Origin of the sequence: Mycetocola zhujimingii (assembly GCF_003065425.1) — a bacterium.
Taxonomy (GTDB): domain Bacteria; phylum Actinomycetota; class Actinomycetes; order Actinomycetales; family Microbacteriaceae; genus Mycetocola_A; species Mycetocola_A zhujimingii.
On sequence record NZ_CP026949.1, the window covers coordinates 1,874,511 to 1,891,486 of the forward strand.

The 16,976-nt window shown below is 66.2% G+C and carries 19 protein-coding genes; 5 read left to right on the plus strand and 14 right to left on the minus strand.

Annotation, left to right across the window (positions count from 1 at the left end; translation table 11 throughout):
* Positions 1-4: 4 nt before the first annotated feature.
* The 3 genes from C3E77_RS08910 to C3E77_RS08920 form a co-directional block, all read right to left on the minus strand.
* Entirely contained in the window at positions 5-916 is a 912-nt protein-coding gene (locus C3E77_RS08910; protein WP_108391314.1) for a tyrosine recombinase, read from the minus strand.
* Between the two features lie 155 nt (positions 917-1,071).
* On the minus strand, positions 1,072-1,374 hold the full coding sequence (locus tag C3E77_RS08915; RefSeq protein ID WP_198412133.1) for a hypothetical protein: 303 nt from the start codon (positions 1,372-1,374) through the stop codon (positions 1,072-1,074).
* Between the two features lie 92 nt (positions 1,375-1,466).
* Positions 1,467-2,033 carry a TetR/AcrR family transcriptional regulator gene (locus tag C3E77_RS08920; protein WP_108391315.1) on the minus strand — a complete coding sequence of 189 codons (567 nt, stop codon included), beginning with the start codon at positions 2,031-2,033 and terminating at the stop codon, positions 1,467-1,469.
* A gap of 122 nt (positions 2,034-2,155) precedes the next feature.
* Between C3E77_RS08920 and C3E77_RS08925 the strand changes: the two genes are divergently transcribed.
* The gene (locus C3E77_RS08925) at positions 2,156-3,034 is read left to right on the plus strand and encodes an alpha/beta hydrolase (RefSeq protein WP_108391316.1); all 879 of its coding nucleotides are present in this window, start codon (positions 2,156-2,158) and stop codon (positions 3,032-3,034) included.
* 23 nt (positions 3,035-3,057) lie between these two features.
* Here the strand turns inward: C3E77_RS08925 and dprA are convergent, their stop codons facing one another.
* The 3 genes from dprA to C3E77_RS08940 are packed head-to-tail and all read right to left on the minus strand — an operon-like array spanning position 3,058 to position 6,219.
* Positions 3,058-4,320, minus strand: a complete 1,263-nt coding sequence (gene dprA / locus C3E77_RS08930) for a DNA-processing protein DprA (RefSeq protein ID WP_108391317.1) — start codon at positions 4,318-4,320, stop codon at positions 3,058-3,060.
* A gap of 1 nt (position 4,321) precedes the next feature.
* Positions 4,322-5,851, minus strand: coding sequence for a YifB family Mg chelatase-like AAA ATPase (locus tag C3E77_RS08935; RefSeq protein ID WP_108391318.1), 1,530 nt, complete (start codon positions 5,849-5,851; stop codon positions 4,322-4,324).
* A complete protein-coding gene (locus C3E77_RS08940; protein ID WP_234031169.1) occupies positions 5,848-6,219 on the minus strand; it encodes a YraN family protein in 372 nt (123 codons plus the stop codon). Before C3E77_RS08940 ends, C3E77_RS08935 begins: the two co-directional genes overlap by 4 nt.
* Positions 6,220-6,434: 215 nt before the next feature.
* On the opposite strand from C3E77_RS08940, the gene C3E77_RS08945 reads away from it, so the two are divergent.
* Positions 6,435-7,295, plus strand: coding sequence for an Fpg/Nei family DNA glycosylase (locus tag C3E77_RS08945; RefSeq protein WP_108391320.1), 861 nt, complete (start codon positions 6,435-6,437; stop codon positions 7,293-7,295).
* Between the two features lie 53 nt (positions 7,296-7,348).
* Here C3E77_RS08945 and C3E77_RS08950 read toward each other — a convergent pair whose 3' ends face one another.
* The 8 genes from C3E77_RS08950 to nirD all read right to left on the minus strand — a co-directional run bounded on the left by C3E77_RS08950 (position 7,349) and on the right by nirD (position 12,202).
* Positions 7,349-7,672: a DUF2469 domain-containing protein gene (locus C3E77_RS08950; RefSeq protein WP_108391321.1), complete on the minus strand. Its 324-nt coding sequence runs from the start codon at positions 7,670-7,672 to the stop codon at positions 7,349-7,351.
* A gap of 12 nt (positions 7,673-7,684) precedes the next feature.
* Complete coding sequence (gene rnhB / locus C3E77_RS08955) at positions 7,685-8,332, minus strand: ribonuclease HII (RefSeq protein WP_335583231.1); 648 nt, start codon at positions 8,330-8,332, stop codon at positions 7,685-7,687.
* Complete coding sequence (lepB, locus tag C3E77_RS08960; RefSeq protein WP_108391323.1) at positions 8,329-9,078, minus strand: signal peptidase I; 750 nt, start codon at positions 9,076-9,078, stop codon at positions 8,329-8,331. The genes rnhB and lepB overlap by 4 nt, the downstream gene beginning before the upstream one ends.
* 72 nt (positions 9,079-9,150) lie before the next feature.
* Positions 9,151-9,498: a 50S ribosomal protein L19 gene (gene rplS / locus C3E77_RS08965; RefSeq protein ID WP_108391324.1), complete on the minus strand. Its 348-nt coding sequence runs from the start codon at positions 9,496-9,498 to the stop codon at positions 9,151-9,153.
* A 177-nt stretch (positions 9,499-9,675) separates the two neighbouring features.
* Positions 9,676-10,176, minus strand: coding sequence for a hypothetical protein (locus tag C3E77_RS08970; RefSeq protein ID WP_146188058.1), 501 nt, complete (start codon positions 10,174-10,176; stop codon positions 9,676-9,678).
* A gap of 56 nt (positions 10,177-10,232) precedes the next feature.
* A complete protein-coding gene (gene trmD, locus C3E77_RS08975; RefSeq protein WP_108391326.1) occupies positions 10,233-10,940 on the minus strand; it encodes a tRNA (guanosine(37)-N1)-methyltransferase TrmD in 708 nt (235 codons plus the stop codon).
* 93 nt (positions 10,941-11,033) lie between these two features.
* Positions 11,034-11,783 carry a sirohydrochlorin chelatase gene (locus C3E77_RS08980; RefSeq protein WP_108391327.1) on the minus strand — a complete coding sequence of 250 codons (750 nt, stop codon included), beginning with the start codon at positions 11,781-11,783 and terminating at the stop codon, positions 11,034-11,036.
* Entirely contained in the window at positions 11,780-12,202 is a 423-nt protein-coding gene (gene nirD, locus C3E77_RS08985) for a nitrite reductase small subunit NirD (protein ID WP_108391328.1), read from the minus strand. Before nirD ends, C3E77_RS08980 begins: the two co-directional genes overlap by 4 nt.
* A gap of 256 nt (positions 12,203-12,458) precedes the next feature.
* Here nirD and nirB point away from each other — a divergent pair, with 256 nt between their 5' ends.
* Genes nirB through C3E77_RS09000 form a run of 3 tightly spaced genes read left to right on the plus strand, consistent with a single transcriptional unit; the run spans position 12,459 to position 16,974 of the window.
* On the plus strand, positions 12,459-15,059 hold the full coding sequence (gene nirB / locus C3E77_RS08990) for a nitrite reductase large subunit NirB (RefSeq protein WP_418288076.1): 2,601 nt from the start codon (positions 12,459-12,461) through the stop codon (positions 15,057-15,059).
* Positions 15,059-15,844, plus strand: coding sequence for a uroporphyrinogen-III C-methyltransferase (gene cobA / locus C3E77_RS08995; protein ID WP_108391330.1), 786 nt, complete (start codon positions 15,059-15,061; stop codon positions 15,842-15,844). The genes nirB and cobA overlap by 1 nt, the downstream gene beginning before the upstream one ends.
* Positions 15,841-16,974, plus strand: a complete 1,134-nt coding sequence (locus tag C3E77_RS09000; RefSeq protein WP_108391331.1) for a uroporphyrinogen-III synthase — start codon at positions 15,841-15,843, stop codon at positions 16,972-16,974. Before cobA ends, C3E77_RS09000 begins: the two co-directional genes overlap by 4 nt.
* The last annotated feature ends 2 nt before the right edge of the window (positions 16,975-16,976 follow it).

Consider the following 16,976-nt stretch of genomic DNA (forward strand, 5'->3'; position numbering starts at 1 on the left):
CCGCTCAGGCGCGCGGATGGGCGCCGCGGTAACTCTCCCGCAGCCGCTCGGTTGAGACGTGCGTGTAGATCTGTGTCGTGCCGAGAGAGGCGTGGCCGAGCATCTCCTGGACCGCGCGAAGATCGGCACCGCCGTCGAGCAGATGCGTCGCTGCCGTGTGCCGAAGCGCGTGAGGCCCCTGGGCGGATCCGCCCGGCAGCGACGCGAGCAACCTGCTGACCAGGTTGTACACGCTCTTCGGCCCCATTCGCGCTCCCTTCACACCGAGGAAGACAGCATCCGTCGTCTCTTTCCCCCGCGCCAGCAGGGCAGCACGGCCGAGCCGCAGGTAGTCGACGAGCGCCGAGTGCGCGGGAACGCCGAACGGGACGACGCGCTCTTTCGATCCTTTGCCGACCACGCGGAGCGTCAGCCGGTCGAGGTCGATGTCGTCGACGTTGAGGCCGCACAGCTCCGACACGCGGGTGCCTGTTGCATAGAGCAACTCGATGAGCGCGGCGTTGCGAAGTGCGACGGGATCCCCTGTCGCGGCCAGTTCGGCGAGGGAATCGAGCATGGCGTCCATCTGGGGCCGTTGCACCACGTGCGGCAGCGACCTCCCCGTCTTCGGCGAGCGCAACCGAACCGCGGTATCGACGGGGACGTGCCCATTCTGCGCGAGCCAGGCGGACCACCCCCTGACAGAGGCGGACCGTCTCGCGAGCGTCGACGGCCCGAGCCCAGCCTGGGACGATTTCCAGAGCCAGTCCCTCAGCAGGTCAAGGTCCACCTCCGTGACGAGGTCCCTCTCCCGCTTCGCCGCGAACACCGCGAAGTCGGTGAGGTCGGATTCATAGGCCCTGCACGTCGACTCCGAGTACTGTCGCTCGACCGCGATGTGATCGATGTATTGAGCGACGGCGGACGGGATCTTCATCCCTCAAGAATTACGCACCCGCCGCCCTATCCCCCGCAGGCGCACCACGAATCACTCCCTGATCAGTTGGGAAGCCGGCGAGCTGCGACGCTCAGATCAGATCAGAAAGCAGAACACTCCCGTCGCCACGCACATCGCGAGCATCCCCGTTGCGTTCACGAAGAGATTCCTGCCGAAGTCGCGTGCGGCGATATGCATGGAGATCGCCACGAGAAAATACAGTACGAGCGCCGCGCACGTGAGATCGCACCGAGGTAGGGAATCCAGATGCCCGCTACCAGGCCCAGCGCTGCGGCGAACTTCACCGGCGTCATGAGCCGCCAGTACCGCCTCGGGAACCTCACGTCGGTAAAGCACGCGGCAATAAAGCCGACCGGCTTGATACAGAGGATGCCGTCGGCCACCTGGATCGCGGCGAGGACGAGAACGGGCCAGACAGGGGCTGGCAGTGCAGTCATGGTCGACCACCTTTGATCAGATGCAGGAACCATACCAAACCGTATGGTCTGCATCAAGTGTCCAAAGGCAGATCCTTCTGCGCTGAGAGGGGCTACTCCCCCGGTACTTCGGGAACGAGCGGCAGAATCAGCTCGAACACAGCTTTCAACTCTGAACCCGAGACCGGCGGTGAGGTCACCGCGGCCCCGACGGACAGCAGGTACGGAACCAGGGCGGCAATCCGCGCCTCGGCGTCGGTCCGGACATACGTTCGCCATACCTTCTCCAGCGCCGCAAGTCGCGCTTCGTCGATTCTGGCCAGAGTGGCCCTCGCGTCAGCGTCAGACAAGGCCCACGCCCGCACCGCGGCATCCATCTCCGGTCGGTACAGTCCCGCCGCCGGGGTGCCGACCGCATCAGTGAGGCGCCTCAGGACGTCCCGCGCGGTGTCCGTTTTCGGTGCACTGTTGACCGCAATTTCGAGCGCCTCGAGCGACAGCTGTTCGATCCGGCCGAGTAGCACGCGTTTATAGTCGACTGCGCCGGCGAAGTGATGGTGGAACGACCCCTTGGACAGGCCGAGCCTGGCCGCAAGCCTGTCGATGCGGATGCCGTTAAACCCGTCGTCCATCAGGACGCGAACGCCCTCGTTCAGCCAGCGCTCCCGTGCTTCACTCATGCGAGGACCATACCATCCGGTACGGTGCTACCCGCCGGGCTTTCCAAGGAACCCCTTGAGCGGCCGCCGACCACGCGGGTACCGTTCGTTTCCTGACGAGATACGGATCGAGGTTGTGGCCCATGCACACAGTCGCTTCCCTGAGTTTTTCGTCCTCCGGTGCGCTGTGCCGTGGCACTCTGCTTCTGCCTGAGTCGGAGGCGCCACCTCCCGTCGTGCTCCTGTGCTCGGGGTTCGGCGGCACCCAGGACACACCGGCGATTCGCGCCGCCGCCGAGGCGTTCGCCGACGCCGGATTCGCCGCGTTGAGCTTCGACTACCGTTCGTTCGGCGTGAGTGACGGAGAGCCCCGCCAGGTCATGGACATCGACGGCCAGCTGTCCGATATCCGGGCAGCGATGGACTACATCACTAACGACCTGCGCCTGGACGCGTCACGGATCGTGCTGTGGGGGACGTCGCTCGGCGGCGGGCACGTCGTGACGTCGGCGGCAGACCGGGACGATGTGGTCGCGGTGATCGCGCAGGTTCCGTACAACGGGTTCCCGCGCCGCGTCGAAGGTCGGACTCTTCGCGGCACTCTCAGCATGCTCCTGGCGATTGTGCGCGATCGGTTGAGGGGAAGGTTCGGGAGGCCTCCCGCCTACATCCCGCTCGTTGGGCCGACTGGGTCTCTGGCGGTGATGGCATCCGACGGCGCGACAACCGCGATCGACGCACTCGACTCGCCCACATGGCGCAACGAAGTGGCACCGCGTGACCTGCTCACCATGACGAAATATCATCCGGGCGACTACGCCAACCGGATCGCCGCTCCCCTGTTGGTTTGCGCTGCCGTCGGGGATCGGGAGTCCCCTCTCGATCAGGTTAGGGAACTTGCTGACCGTGCGCCGCATGGGCGCCAGATTGACTACGACGTTGCGCACTACGACGTTTATCGTCCCGAGATCCGCGCCCGGTTGCTCGCCGATCAGGTCCGTTTCCTCGAGGAAGTCGTCTGACCCGCTGACTCAGCGCGTCCGGTTCACCGACGCTGGGGCAGGTACACCCACCCCAGCTGACGCTCTCCGACAACACCCTCCAGTTCCAGCACGCCAAGAACCGACTGCACGGCATCCACAGGAAGCCCGGCCCGGCGTGCGATGTCGTCGACGCTGCGACCCGATCGGGTGCTCAGCGAATCGAGCACCCGCACCTCGTCCGAGCTTCGCTCGGTCTCCCGCGAGGGCACACCTCCGGACATGCCGGCTCCCAGGTCCCCCTCCCCCGCGAGTTCGGCCATCTCGTCGGCGTTCGTCACGCACGTCGCTCCGTACTCTCTGATCAGCCGATGGCATCCGGCAGACGCCGCACTCGTCACAGGCCCCGGCACAGCGCCGAGCGGCCTGCCGAGCGCCGCAGCGTGGCCAGCCGTGTTGAGTGAGCCTGATCTCCACCCCGCTTCGAGCACGACGGTCGCCGAACTGACCGCGGCAATGAGTCGATTCCGTTGGAGGAATCGCCACTTGCTCGGTGGGACTCCGCAGGGCACTTCCGAAGCGACAGCACCGGTCTCCACAATGCGCCCGATCAGAGCGTCATGGCCGCTCGGATATGGGCGGTCAACTCCACCGGCGAGAAACGCCACCGTTGTGCCCTGTGAAGCCAGCGCCGCCCGGTGCGCCGCTCCGTCGATGCCGTACGCCGCCCCGGAAATTATGGTGAAACCGCGATCGACGAGAGTGCTCGCAGCCTCAAGTGTCACGTGTTCGCCGTAGCCGGTGGCGGCCCGAGCCCCGACCAGCGAAATCGACGGCGAGGTCGCCGGCAACCGCCAGGGATCGCCCCTGACCCAGAGGGCGAGCGGAGCATGCGGGCCGAGGTCGTTCAGGCCCGCCGGCCAGCAGTCGTCGTCAGGGCAAATGAGCGTCGCCCCGCTGTGTTTGGCCAGCCGAATTGAGGCCAGCGCTGCTGCTGAATCCAGACGGGGAATCCACCTGGCCCACGCTTTCTGCACGTGCTCGAACAAGTCGCCGTCGCCCGGGGCACCGAGTGCCGCGCTCACCCGCTGCGGGCCCCATCGCTCGATCAGTGAGCGCAGTGCCGCTGACGCGCCGATCGCTTCGATCAGGGAACCGGCGGCGCCGTCTCCCGGCTCGACGATGCCGGTCCAGACGGCTCGCGCGAACCGCTCCGCGGCCACCTCTGCCGTTGCACCGGAGTCGCGAGCAGCGTCGACGACGGCCTGTGGGGTGACAGAGAAGATGGCCCGGCTCACGTCGTCGGCGTCGAGTTCGAACACCCGCATGTCAGATCCCCTTCCTGAGAAACAGAGCCCGCCCGATGTGCGTCTTCTCCGGTCTGGGCACTGCGTCCATATCGGCGAGGGTCCACGCGACGCGAAGCACACGGTCGTATCCACGCATGGTGATGCTGCCGTGTTCGAGCGCGCGATCGATTGGCTCGGTGACGTCGCGCGGCAACGCTCGCGACCCAGCGCGCAGCCACGGACCCGGAACCTGCCCGTTCGTGGTCCACCCGGTCCCGGCAAGGCGCGACACGGTGCGCTGCCGGGTCTCGGAAACCAGACGCCGCGCATCGGTGCTGTGTGTGCCGGCGGTTTCACCCGAGAGCACCATTTCTGCTCGCGAGATGCGATGCATTCTGAGCTGGATGTCGATCCGGTCCATGAGCGGTCCGGAGAGCCGGCCCAGGTAACGGCGAATAGCCGCCGGCGGGCAGACACACGAATTCTCCCTGCTGCCGTACTGGCCGCATGGGCAGGGGTTCGCGGCGAGGACGAGCTGGAATCTGCCCGGAAAGTGGGCGACCGCGTTGGCGCGATGGATGCTGATGGTTCCGGACTCGAGCGGCTGCCGCAACGCGTCAAGTACGTTTGCCTGAAACTCCGGCGCCTCATCGAGGAAGAGGACACCGTGGGCAGCCCGCGCCGCAGCACCGGGTCGGATGAGCTTGCTCCCTCCACCGAGGATTGCTGCGGTCGTCGCAGTGTGGTGCGGACTCTCGAAGGGCGGGCGCGACTGGAGCTGCGTGCCGATGGGCTGCCCGGCAAGCGACCTGACAGAGGTCACGTCGAGTGCCTCGGTGACACCGAGGTCGGGCAGGATGCCGGGAAGCCGCGCTGCGAGCATCGTCTTGCCCGCCCCGGGCGGGCCGAGCATCATCAGGTGGTGGCCGCCGGCCGCCGCGACGAGCAGGGCCTGGATCGCGTCCTCCTGACCGACGATGTCCGAGAGATCCAGGTCGGCCGGCGCCTCGGCATCCGTTGCAGCGGTGAGTATCGGTGCGACCTCCACCGGCGTCAGCGATGCGCCGTGCCAGATCGCCGCCTCACGAAGCGATGCCACGGGAATGACCGTCACGTCGGGGATCAGGCGGGCCTCGTGCTCGTTCCCCGCCGGAACCATCACCGTCTTTCGGCCAGCGCGGACCGCGGCGAGGACGGCGGGCAGCACCCCGGGGGTGGGCCGCAGCCTTCCGTCGAGACCGAGTTCGCCGATATGGACAACGCCGTCGATCGATTCGTTCGAGACGACGCTGTCGGCGGCGAGGCACGAGAGTGCGATGGCGAGGTCGAAGCCTGACCCGTTCTTGGGCAGGCTCGCCGGCGAGAGGTTCACCGTGATGCGCTGGCCGGAAAGCCGGCACCCGGCGTTGGTCGCGGCCTGGCGCACCCTGCCCTCCGCCTCACCGAGCGAACGATCGGCGAGGCCGATGATCACGAACTTGGGCAGCTGCGCAGAGATGTCGGCTTCGACTTCGACGAGTGAACCATCGAGACCGAGGAGCGCGACGGCCCAGGTCCGGCCGACGGTCACGCGGTCACCCCGCTCAGGTGCTCAACAGTGAATGGCCCATCGTGAGGAATCACAACGGCGATCACGTCGATGCGGATGCGCGGCGTCTGCGGATCGTTCTCGGCGCACCACGCGGCAGCCAGGCGACGCAAACGGGCCAGTTTCGTCGGAGTGACGGCTTCGAACGGATGCCCGAAAGCGAGCGAGGAACGCGTCTTCACCTCTACAAATGCGATCACGTCTCCTCGTGTGGCAATAACGTCGATTTCGCCCTGTCTGCACCGCCAGTTGCGGTCGAGGATGCGGTAGCCAAGCCCGGTGAGGTGTTCGGCGGCGAGGTCTTCACCGCGGCGGCCGAGCGCGATCCGATTCGACACGAGTACCTTCATCCCCCGATGCTGGCGCGTCGCCACCCGCCCTGCCGCCCACGCGCGCATCTGCGGAGAACCCCGTCGCGTCGTCCGGGTGGGGAGGACAGCTATCCCGCTTCGGTTGTCACAAACGCACCTATCCGCGCGGAATAACGGCACTCTGTGACAACTGAAGGCCGGGGTCGCAGCCAACACGCTGGACTGATAACGGCGGCGCGCGTCAGACTGGGGTCGTGCCAGAACTCCCCGAAGTACACGCCCTGACCACCGGCCTCGGTGCCCGCCTCACCGGTCGCGTTATCGAGCGGCTCGAGGTCGTCGCGTTCGCCGCACTCAAGACTTACGACCCACCCGTCACGGCGCTCGCGGGCGCGACGATCAACGGGGTCTCCCGTCACGGCAAATTCCTCGACATCGCGGCGGACGACCTCCACATCGTTATCCACCTCGCGAGGGCCGGCTGGATCCGCTGGCGCGACAACGCGCCTGAGCGGTCGGCGCGGGGCGGCAAGACGGCACTCGCAGCGCGACTTGTCCTCGATGACGGCTCGGGCATCGATATCACCGAAGCCGGCTCGAAGAAAAGCCTGTCGATCTCGGTGGTTCGCGACCCGTCCGATGTCCCCGGCGTCGCGCGACTCGGCCCCGACCCACTCGACGAGAGTTTCACTGTCGACGCCCTCGCCGCGATCCTCCGCTCGGCAGGGCGAGCACAGCTCAAGGGCGTCCTCCGAAACCAGTCGGTGATCGCCGGCATCGGCAATGCCTACTCTGACGAGATCCTCCACACCGCCAGGATGTCCCCGTTCAAGCCAGCCACCCTCGACGATGAGGAAGTCGCGCGCCTCTACGACGCCATGCAGTTCACACTGCGGAGCGCGATCGAGCGCGCCGACGGCCTCGCGGCATCCGAACTGAAGAAGGAGAAGAAGGCGGGCCTCCAGGTGCACGGCCGAACCGGCGAACCGTGCCCGGTGTGTGGAGACATGGTGCGGCAGGTCATCTTCGCCGACTCGACGTTCCAGTACTGCCCGACCTGCCAGACCGGCGGGAAGGTGCTCGCCGACCGGGTACTCTCGCGGCTACTCAAGTAGGTCCTGAACCAGAACGGCGCAATCGAGAGTCAGGAAAGACCGGAGACCGGACTCTACTCGTCGAGCGCGAGTTCCTTCGGAAGCTCGAAGTCACGGGTCGAGAGCTCCTCGATGTTGACGTCCTTGAACGTCAGCACCCGCACGCTCTTCACGAAACGGTCGGACCGGTAGACATCCCAGACCCACACGTCGGTCATGGTGATTTCGAAGTAGAAGTCGTGCTCGGTGTCGCGACGGACCAGGTCGACGTCGTTGGCCAGGTAGAACCGGCGCTCCGTCTCGATCACGTATTTGAACTGCGACACAACGTCGCGATACTCGCGATACAGGGCCAGCTCGACCTCGCGGTCGTAGTCCTCGAACTCGTCTTCTTCCATGGTGAGTCCATCCTACGCGTAGGAAACGAGCCAGCTCTTCCTGTGGAAATCGGTCATCCCGAGCGTCCGGATGGCATCGAGGTGTTCGCCGCTCCCGTAACCCTTGTTGCCGCTCCAGCCGTAGCCGGGAAGCACAGCATCCTGCGCGATCATCATCGCGTCGCGGTGCACTTTCGCGAGAACGGATGCCGCCGCGACCGACACGCAGTCACGGTCGGCCTTGACGCGGGTCCGGATATCGAGCGGCGTCGACAGCACCGGGCTGAGCCAGTCGTGGTTCCCATCGAGGAGAATCACGCTCGACGAGACGTCTGCGCCCTGTGAGTGAAGCGACTGGAGCGCCCGCTTGCCGGCGAGCCCCAGGCAGTGGACGATGCCGAGGTCATCGACTTCCCGCGCGTCAGCGATTCCGACGGCACCTAAGAGAACCCACTTCCTGAGCAGCGGTTCGAGTTCCTCACGGCGCTTCTGGCTGAGCAGTTTGGAATCGCGCAACCCGTCGGGGTGCGCGCCGCAGGTCTCGGCAACGACGGCCATACCGACGGCGACAGGGCCGGCCACTGCGCCGCGACCGACTTCGTCGCATCCGATCACGAACCGCGAACCGCCGGAGAAGAACTCCCGTTCGACGACGTCGGTCGGGTCGCAAACCGCCATCATGACCCTTCCGGGTCCCGGATTCCGGCGAAGACCGACGGATGGTTGTCGAGCCAGCCCCAGTGCGAACTCGGCCAGCTGACGACAAAGGCGCGGCCGACGACGTTATCGACGGGGACGAACCCGTTGCCGGGCTGTTCGCGGTTGTACCTGGAGTCCTTCGAGTTGTACCGGTTGTCCCCCATCACCCAGAGCGAGTTATCGGGAACCGTGACGTCAAAGGCATCCTTCGACACCGTGGCGACTCCGGCGGGGAGCGTGACGTATGGCTCGTTCAGCGGAACACCGTTGACGGTCATCTGGCCAAGCGCGTTGCAGCAGACGACGTGGTCGCCGGGCAGGCCGATGACGCGCTTGATGAGGTGGTCATCGCTGTCGGAAGCCGAGAGGCCCACAGCCGAGAACACCCAGTCGACCGCAGCGACCAGAGGAGGCTGTTCCACCTCGGCGGTCGGGGGCAGCCATCCGCCCGGATCGCGGAAGACGACGACGTCGCCCCGCTGGACACCGACGAGGTCAGGGACGAGTTCGTTGACGAGAATGCGGTCGTCGATCTGCAGAGTCTGCTCCATGGAGCTCGACGGAATGAAGAACGAACGGACGAGGAACGTCTTGATGAGGAAGGAGACGAGCAGGGCGACAACGAAGATAACGAGCACGTCCCTCAGGAAGAGGAGTGCGCCTTTCTTCTGCGATCGCCGTCGCAACCTGGCGGAAGTATCGTCCGCCGGCACTGTGATATCTGTCATATAAACCGCCCGAGCTCCCCACCAGTTTATCGGTGGGGAGCTCGGTGAAGTTTCGCTGTATTCGCGGAAACCTTAGTTGAAACGCTTTTCCTTGATCTTCGCCTTCTTGCCGCGCAGTTCGCGGAGGAAGTAAAGCTTGGCGCGACGGACGTCACCGCGGGTGATGACCTCGATCTGCTCGATCACCGGGGAGTGAACCGGGAACTTGCGCTCGACGCCAACGCCGAAGCTGACCTTGCGGACAGCGAAGGTCTCGCGGACGCCTTCGCCCTGGCGACCGATCACGATGCCCTGGAAGACCTGGATTCGAGAACGGTTGCCCTCAACGATGTTGACGTGAACCTTGACCGTGTCACCGGCGCGGAATTCAGGGATGTCGCTTTTGAGGGATGCTGCATCGACACTGTCGAGGATGTGCATGATAGTTCGCTCTCTGTAACCGCCACAGGTCGACTACGAATAAGGGGTTGAGTTGATGTGTGTCCGCTTGCCCTGAAAAGTCAGGGCGAAGGCACTTACTCCCCTGTGGCAGAGTCCGGCCGCGGCACAATGTTCCATTCTGCCATGAATCGGATGCCACGCGCAAAGCGGGGCAGGCTACGGTTCGTCCCTGGGGTTCTCCCTGACGATGATGACCTGCTCGCTCGCCACGCCGGTCGCACCGGGGGGAACCCGGCCGATGGTGGGCGCCGTCGCCATCTGCTCGAACTCGGCGAGGGTCTCACGCGCTCGCTTCGCGGCATCCTTGAAGAAGGCCCATACGGAGTACCAGAACGCGGCGATCCCCGCGAGTACTCCCAGCACGGCGAACGTGGTGGTGTTCTCACCGAACAGACCGAATCCGATAATGAACACGTGCCAGAGAGTGAGGACGAGGACGTCCCACCAGTTCACGGCTTTCTCGCGGCGCACCGTCGGGCGGGCGTAGATCAGCAGGGATACCGCGGCGAGGGCCAGGAAGAGAATCGGCATGGCGATGACGAGGCCGACGAACTCCCAGCCGCCACCGCCGAAGATCCCCCAGCCGATAAGCGGCCAGATGGGAAGGGCGACGGATGCGATGAGCATCCAGGTCCGATATACCCGGCGTACGATCATGCGCCAAGCCTAGGCCCGTGTGCTGGGAATGTCCCCCCGCGTGCCGGAACGATCGCTCAGGGCTGAAGCAGGTCGGGACGCACGCGTCTGGTGCGTTCGAGTTGCTGTTCGCGGCGCCACGCGGCGATCGCTGCGTGATTGCCGCTGAGCAGCACCGGAGGAACGTCGAGGCCGCGCCACGACGCCGGCTTGGTGTAGCTCGGTGCCTCGAGGAGTCCGTCTTCGTGTGACTCTTCGACGAGGGAATGCGGGTTGCCGACGACACCGGGAATCAGCCGCCCGATTGCTTCGATCATTGCCATCACAGCGACCTCTCCCCCGTTCAGGACATAGTCGCCGAGGCTGACGAGCCGAACCCGCGCCCGGGTTGCCGTGTCGTCGAACACGCGCTGGTCGATGCCCTCATAGCGACCACACCCGAAAACCAGGTGTTCCTCGGTGGAGAGCTCGCGGGCCATCGACTGCGTGAAGACCTCACCGGCCGGCGAGGGGAAGATGACGAGGGGCCCCTTCTCGTGGTCGGCGTCAGAACCGTCGGCGGAGAGGATGCCGTCGAGGGTTTTGCCCCACGGCTCAGGCTTCATCACCATTCCGGCACCGCCGCCATAGGGGGTGTCGTCGACGGTGCGGTGGCGGTCCGTTGTGGCATCACGGAGGTTGTGCACGCCCAGGTCGATGATTCCGGCCTGCCGCGCCTTGCCGAGGAGGGAGATATCGAGCACGTCGAAGAACTCGGGAAAGATCGTGACGATGTCGATACGCATATAAGAAGTTTAAGCGGCCGAGGCGATGCCCCGTGACCGTCACGTCCCGTCTCACCCGTCCCGAGGCAACGGGCAACGACGTGCGCGGAGGCGCTAAGAGGTTGCTGGCTCAGCCACGAGACCGTGGAACCGGTCGCACACCGTCTCTACCAGTTCAACCGGAACGGGCCCGACCGCGGTGAGCAGCGGCTCGGTCACGACGTCGGCGCCGCTCGCACGGGCGAGGTCGTAGAAGTAGCCGGGTGCGAGCAGGTACGTGCTGACCACAACGCGTCCCGAGCCGTGCGCGGCCCGAGCGGCCGAAACAGCACGGCTCAACGGTGGCGTCGCCGCCGAGATGAACCCAACGGTGACCGTCCGACCGAGGCGGGCAGACATCCGCCTCGCCATGTCGTGGCAGTCTTCCACGGCCCGCGCGTCGCTCGACCCTGCCGCACCGAGCACCACGCTGTCCATCGCGGCCAGGCCCGCCTCGGCGAGCCGTCTGATGAGCAGGTCGACGAGCCGATCGTCGGGGCCGAGTGCACCCGAGATGGCGGTCACCCGTCCGGAGTCCGCCGCCTCATTCACGAGATCGACGTGCACGTGGTACCCGGCCGAGAGCAGCAGGGGCACGATCGCGGCGGGCTGGTCAGGTGCAAGGGAATTGAGCGTCGCGGGAACATCGGGCTGCTGGACGTCGACGAAGCCCGCTTCGACGGTGATGAGTGGCAGGCGCGACGAGACCGCGTCGACGAGGCGGCCGACGGCGGCCTGCCCGGTGGGCGACGATGTGCCGTGTGAGATCGCGACGAGTGCCGTCCGTGTCGCCGTGCGCTCCGACGCTCGGACGCCTGTTGTCACGACAGCACCTCGACCTCGATCATCCCCCCGACGATGCGGGTCCTGAATGTCTCGAGCAGCAGGGAGGGATCGGTGAAGCACTCGCCGCTCCCGAGGTCATAGATCTCCTTGTGCAGCGGCGATGCGATCGTCGGCCGGTCTCCCCGTGACCCGACGATCCCCCTCGCCATCACGTTGGCATCGGTGTGAGGGTCCCTGTGACTCACGGCGTATACCTCAGAGGGCGAGAGCAGGAAGAGGGCGATCTGCCTCGCTTTGATCAGGGCAGCTTCGCCCCAGGACGGTTCGAGATCTGTGACGGGGCACGCGGGCACCCATTCGGCGGCGCTCTCGGAGCCGACGGCGCTTTCGGACGTACCGACGCTCCCCGACACGTCCCGGTCATCGGTGAGGGTCTTGTTGTCCAGAAGGAGTGTCATCGGTCTTCCCTTCGTCAGGCTCACGCGAACCGATAGGCCCGCCCGAGTCGATCTCCAGCACTGACGCTATGCGGGTCATGTTTCGACGGTGGTGGACATTGTGTTTCACCCGTGTGAAACCGACCTCACAGAGCAGGCTTCGGCCTGTGTGGGAACTGTGATCGGGGGTTACGTCGGCGACACGGCGGAGTAACCGGCGTTTCATACGCTCGGTATCGGGCAGCCGCACCAGCGCTGTACGGAAGGACCACGCATGATCCAGAATTCTGCCGAATCACGCCGCTCACGGCGGGAGGTCATCGTCCTCGGCGGCGGCCCGGCCGCACACCGCCTCGCCGACGCGCTCCATGCGCGCGACACCAACCGTGCGCTGCATGTCAGCGTCCTGTCCGAGGAGGCACACCTGCCGTATGACCGCGTCGCACTGAGCACGAGGCTGACCGGTGCCGTCGACCTCACGCTGAATCCGTCAGGTATCTGGGGCTCCGACCACGTCGTGCTGCACAGGAAGACGAGGGCGGATGCCGTCGACACCGTCGCGAAAACCGTCACGACGGCATCCGGAACCATCCACGCCTACGACGAACTCGTCTTCGCCACCGGCTCTTCGGCCCCGGTGCCTGACATCCCCGGTTCAGCACTCGCCCGGGTCTACCGCACGATCGACGATGTCGACTTCCTCGCCGCCGAGGTCGCGCGCCTGGCGGACGCTCACGGTCGCCCGGCGCGCGTCCTCGTTGCCGGGGGCGGCCTCCTCGGTCTTGAGGCTGCGGGCGGGCTGGCCAGGCTCGGCGCAGACGCGGCCATCGTGCACTCCGGCTCCTGGTTGATGTCGGCGCAACTCGACGAGGGTGCCGGCCAGGCGCTCGGCCGCATCATCGCCGGCCAGGGCATCACCCTCCATCTGGGCACGAGACCGCGGGCCATCCTCACGACGGACGACGGGGCATCCGTCACCGGGGTGAAGTTCAGCAACGGACAGTCGGTCGCCTCAGACCTCGTGGTCTTTGCTATCGGCATCCGCCCTCGAGACGAACTGGCGGCGGCAGCGGGGATCGCTCTCGGCCCGCGAGGCGGGATCGCGATCGGAACGGATTGCGCCAGCTCTGTCGAGTCTGTGTGGGCTATCGGCGAGGTGGCGTCATTCCAGGGCATGTGCACCGGCCTTGTGGCACCGGCGAACGCGATGGCCGAGGTCGTCGCCGACCGGTTGCTCGGCGGTGGCGCCGAATTCACCTCGATCGACGACGCGACAAAGCTCAAGCTGTCGGGGGTCGACGTCGCGAGCTTCGGCGACGCACTCGCCACAACGGAGAACGCGCTGGAGATCGTGTACGCCGACCCGGCACGCGGGCTGTACCAAAAGATCGTCACGACGAACGATGCGAAGATACTGCTCGGCGGAATCTTTGTCGGCGACGCCAGTCCGTATGCGTCGCTCCGGCCCCTGCTCGGCTCCGCCCTGTCGAGCGAGCCGGCGGCGTACCTCAGCGCAGCGGGTGCGGAGGCCCCCGGCGACGAGCTGCCGGACACGGCGCTGGTTTGCTCGTGCAACAACGTGAGTGTCGGTGCGGTGCGGGATGCCGTGCATGGCGTCGGCGGGGATGAGCCGTGCTCGACGCTGCCCGCTCTCAAGACCTGCTCGCGCGCCGGAACGCAGTGTGGGTCGTGCGTGCCGCTCGTGAAGAAGATCCTCGAGACGGAGCTTACGAAGACCGGGGCGACCATCTCCCGCGCACTCTGTGAACACTTCGCGTTGTCCCGACAGGAGCTGTTCGAGTCGGTCCGTGTCCTCGAGCTCCGGTCGTTCGACGACATCCTGTCGCGGTTCGGCACCGGGCGCGGCTGCGACGTCTGCAAGCCCGTGGTCGCCTCCATTCTCGCCAGCCAGACGGATGCCTACATCCTGGACGCAGGGCGAGGCGGGTTGCAGGACACCAACGACCGCGCCCTCGCGAACATGCAGAAGGACGGCACCTACTCGGTCGTCCCGCGCATTCCCGGGGGTGAAATCACCCCGCAGAAACTGGCGGTGATCGCACAGGTGGCCACTGACTTCGGGCTGTACACGAAGATCACCGGCGGGCAACGCATTGACATGTTCGGCGCGAGGCTCGACCAGCTGCCCGACATCTGGAGGATCCTCGTCGACGCCGGCTTTGAGTCGGGCCAGGCCTACGGAAAGGCCCTCCGCAACGTGAAGAGCTGCGTCGGCTCCACGTGGTGTCGGTTCGGTGTCCAGGACTCGGTGAGCATGGCGATCCGACTCGAACTGCGGTTCCGCGGACTTCGCGCTCCCCACAAGTTCAAGTTCGGCGTCTCGGGCTGCGCCCGCGAGTGCGCCGAGGCGCGGGGAAAGGACATCGGGGTCATCGCCACCGATATGGGCTGGAACCTCTATGTCGGTGGGAACGGCGGATTCCAGCCCACCCACGGACAGCTGCTCGCGACCGACCTCGACGACGAGACGCTCATCCGCTATATCGACAGGTACATGATGTACTACATCCGCACCGCCGACCGGCTCCAGCGCACCGCACGGTGGATGGAGGACCTTGACGGCGGTATCGATCACGTCCGCGCCGTCGTTGTGGAGGATTCACTCGGCCTCGCCGATGAACTTGAGCTGGCCATGGCCGCGCACGTCGACAACTACGAGGACGAGTGGGCGGCGACTCTCGCCGACCCGGAACGCCTGAAGCGGTTCCGCTCGTTCGTCAACGCACCGGACGCCGCCGACCCGAGTCTCGCCCGGGTTTCGGAACGCGGGCAGTTACGTCCCGCAACAATCGAGGAGCGAGCGAGCGGAAAGGCTATCCTGCTGTCGGGCACAACCATCCCGGTTCGGAGCGACTGATGAGCACAGCCAGCGAAGGATCCGTCACGCTTGTCGGCGGAGGACCCGGCGATGAGCGGCTCCTTACGGTCGCGGCGATCGATGCCCTCCTGACCGCGGACGTCGTGCTGTTCGATCGGCTGGCTCCCCACAGCAGACTTAGTGAGCTCGCACCGTCTGCCCGGCTCATCGATGTCGGCAAGACCCCTGGCCACCACCCGACCTCGCAGTCAGACATCGAGGCTCTGCTCGTTGAGCATGCGCTGGCAGGCTCCAGCGTGGTGAGGCTCAAAGGCGGTGACCCGTACGTGTTTGGCCGCGGTGCGGAAGAGGTGGCAGCGTGCCGCGCCGCCGGCGTACCCGTCACCGTCATCCCCGGAGTGACGAGCGCGATCGCGGTTCCCGCTGCTGCTGGCATCCCCGTAACTGCGCGCGGCGTGACCCACCTGTTCACCGTTGTCTCCGGCCATGCTCCCCTCTCCGACGACGAGCATCGCCACCTGGCCGGTCTCGGCGGAACCCTCATTGTCCTGATGGGCGTTGGGACGCTGCCGATGCTCACCGCTGGGCTGATGGCACACGGAGCGCCCGCGGATCTTCCTGTCGCCATGATCGAACGCGGCTACACGCCGACGCAGCGTACGACGATCGCCACACTGGCAACGTCAGTACAGGTCGCCTCATCGGCGGCGGTGCGCTCCCCCGCCGTGCTCGTCATCGGTGAGGTGGTCCGCTTTGCCGCCGACGGCGACGAGAGCGCCGCCAGGATCTTCGACACGGCTTCGGCACTCGCGGCGGCGGAATGACCGACCTGCAACCGACGACGGTCCCCGGTTTCCGTGCCGACCAACTCGAGGGGTTCCGTATCGGCGTGACGAGCGACAGGCGCGCGGAGGACCTCATCGACGCCCTCGAGCGCCGCGGCGCGACGGTCGTGCACGCCCCGACGCTCCGGATCGCACACTCGCAACACGACGACCAGTTGATCACCGATACGCGCGAGGTGATCGCCCGTCGACCCGACGTTCTGCTCGCAACGACGTCGTACGGCATCCGTCGCTGGTTCGAAGTGTCGGATGCCGCCGGGCTCGGTGAAGCCCTCGTCGATGCGCTCGGTGAGACGGCGATTCTCGTTCGCGGGCCCAAGGCGAGGGGCGCCATCCGAGCCGCCGGCCTCAATGATGTCGGGATGAGCGACGAAGAGACCACGGCATCGCTCGTTACCCGGGCGATCGCCCTTTTCCCTGAACCGAAGACCGTCGCGGTCCAGCTTCACGGCTATACGGACGAAAAACAGCTGCAGCGCCTTCGCCGTGCCGGACACACGGTGCTCACCGTCGCTCCATACCGATGGCTGAAGCCCGATGAGAACGACGAGCGCGTCCACCGGCTCCTCGATTTAATCGTCACGTCACAGCTCGACGCGGTGACATTCACGAGCGCACCGGCCGTCGACGCTCTCTTCGGTGCAGCGCAGTTCCTCGGGTGCTACGACGAGGTCATCGACGCGTTTCGGCACGAGGTTCTCGCTGCGGCGGTCGGACCGGTCACAGCGGCCCCACTGATCGCCGTCGGCATCGAACCGATCCAACCCGACCGGTACCGGATGGGTGCGTTGATCCGGCTGGTCTGCGAGCATCTCGAGACCCACGCGATCAGCACCGTCGACACCAGGCACGGGCGGGTCTCGCTTCGCGGCTGCGTCGTCGAACGTGACGGGTCACGAACGGCGCTCCCTCCGGCAGCGCTGGCACTCTTCCGCACGCTGATGGCCGCGAAGGGAGCCGTCGTTCCGCGCGCGAACCTCGCAGCAGGGCTGCCGGGGGCCGTCGACGACCACGCGCTCGAGGTAGCGCTCAGCCGGCTCCGCCAGTTGCTTGGGGTGCCCGGCCTGGTTCAGACGGTCATCAAACGCGGGTACCGCATCGACGTGTGATC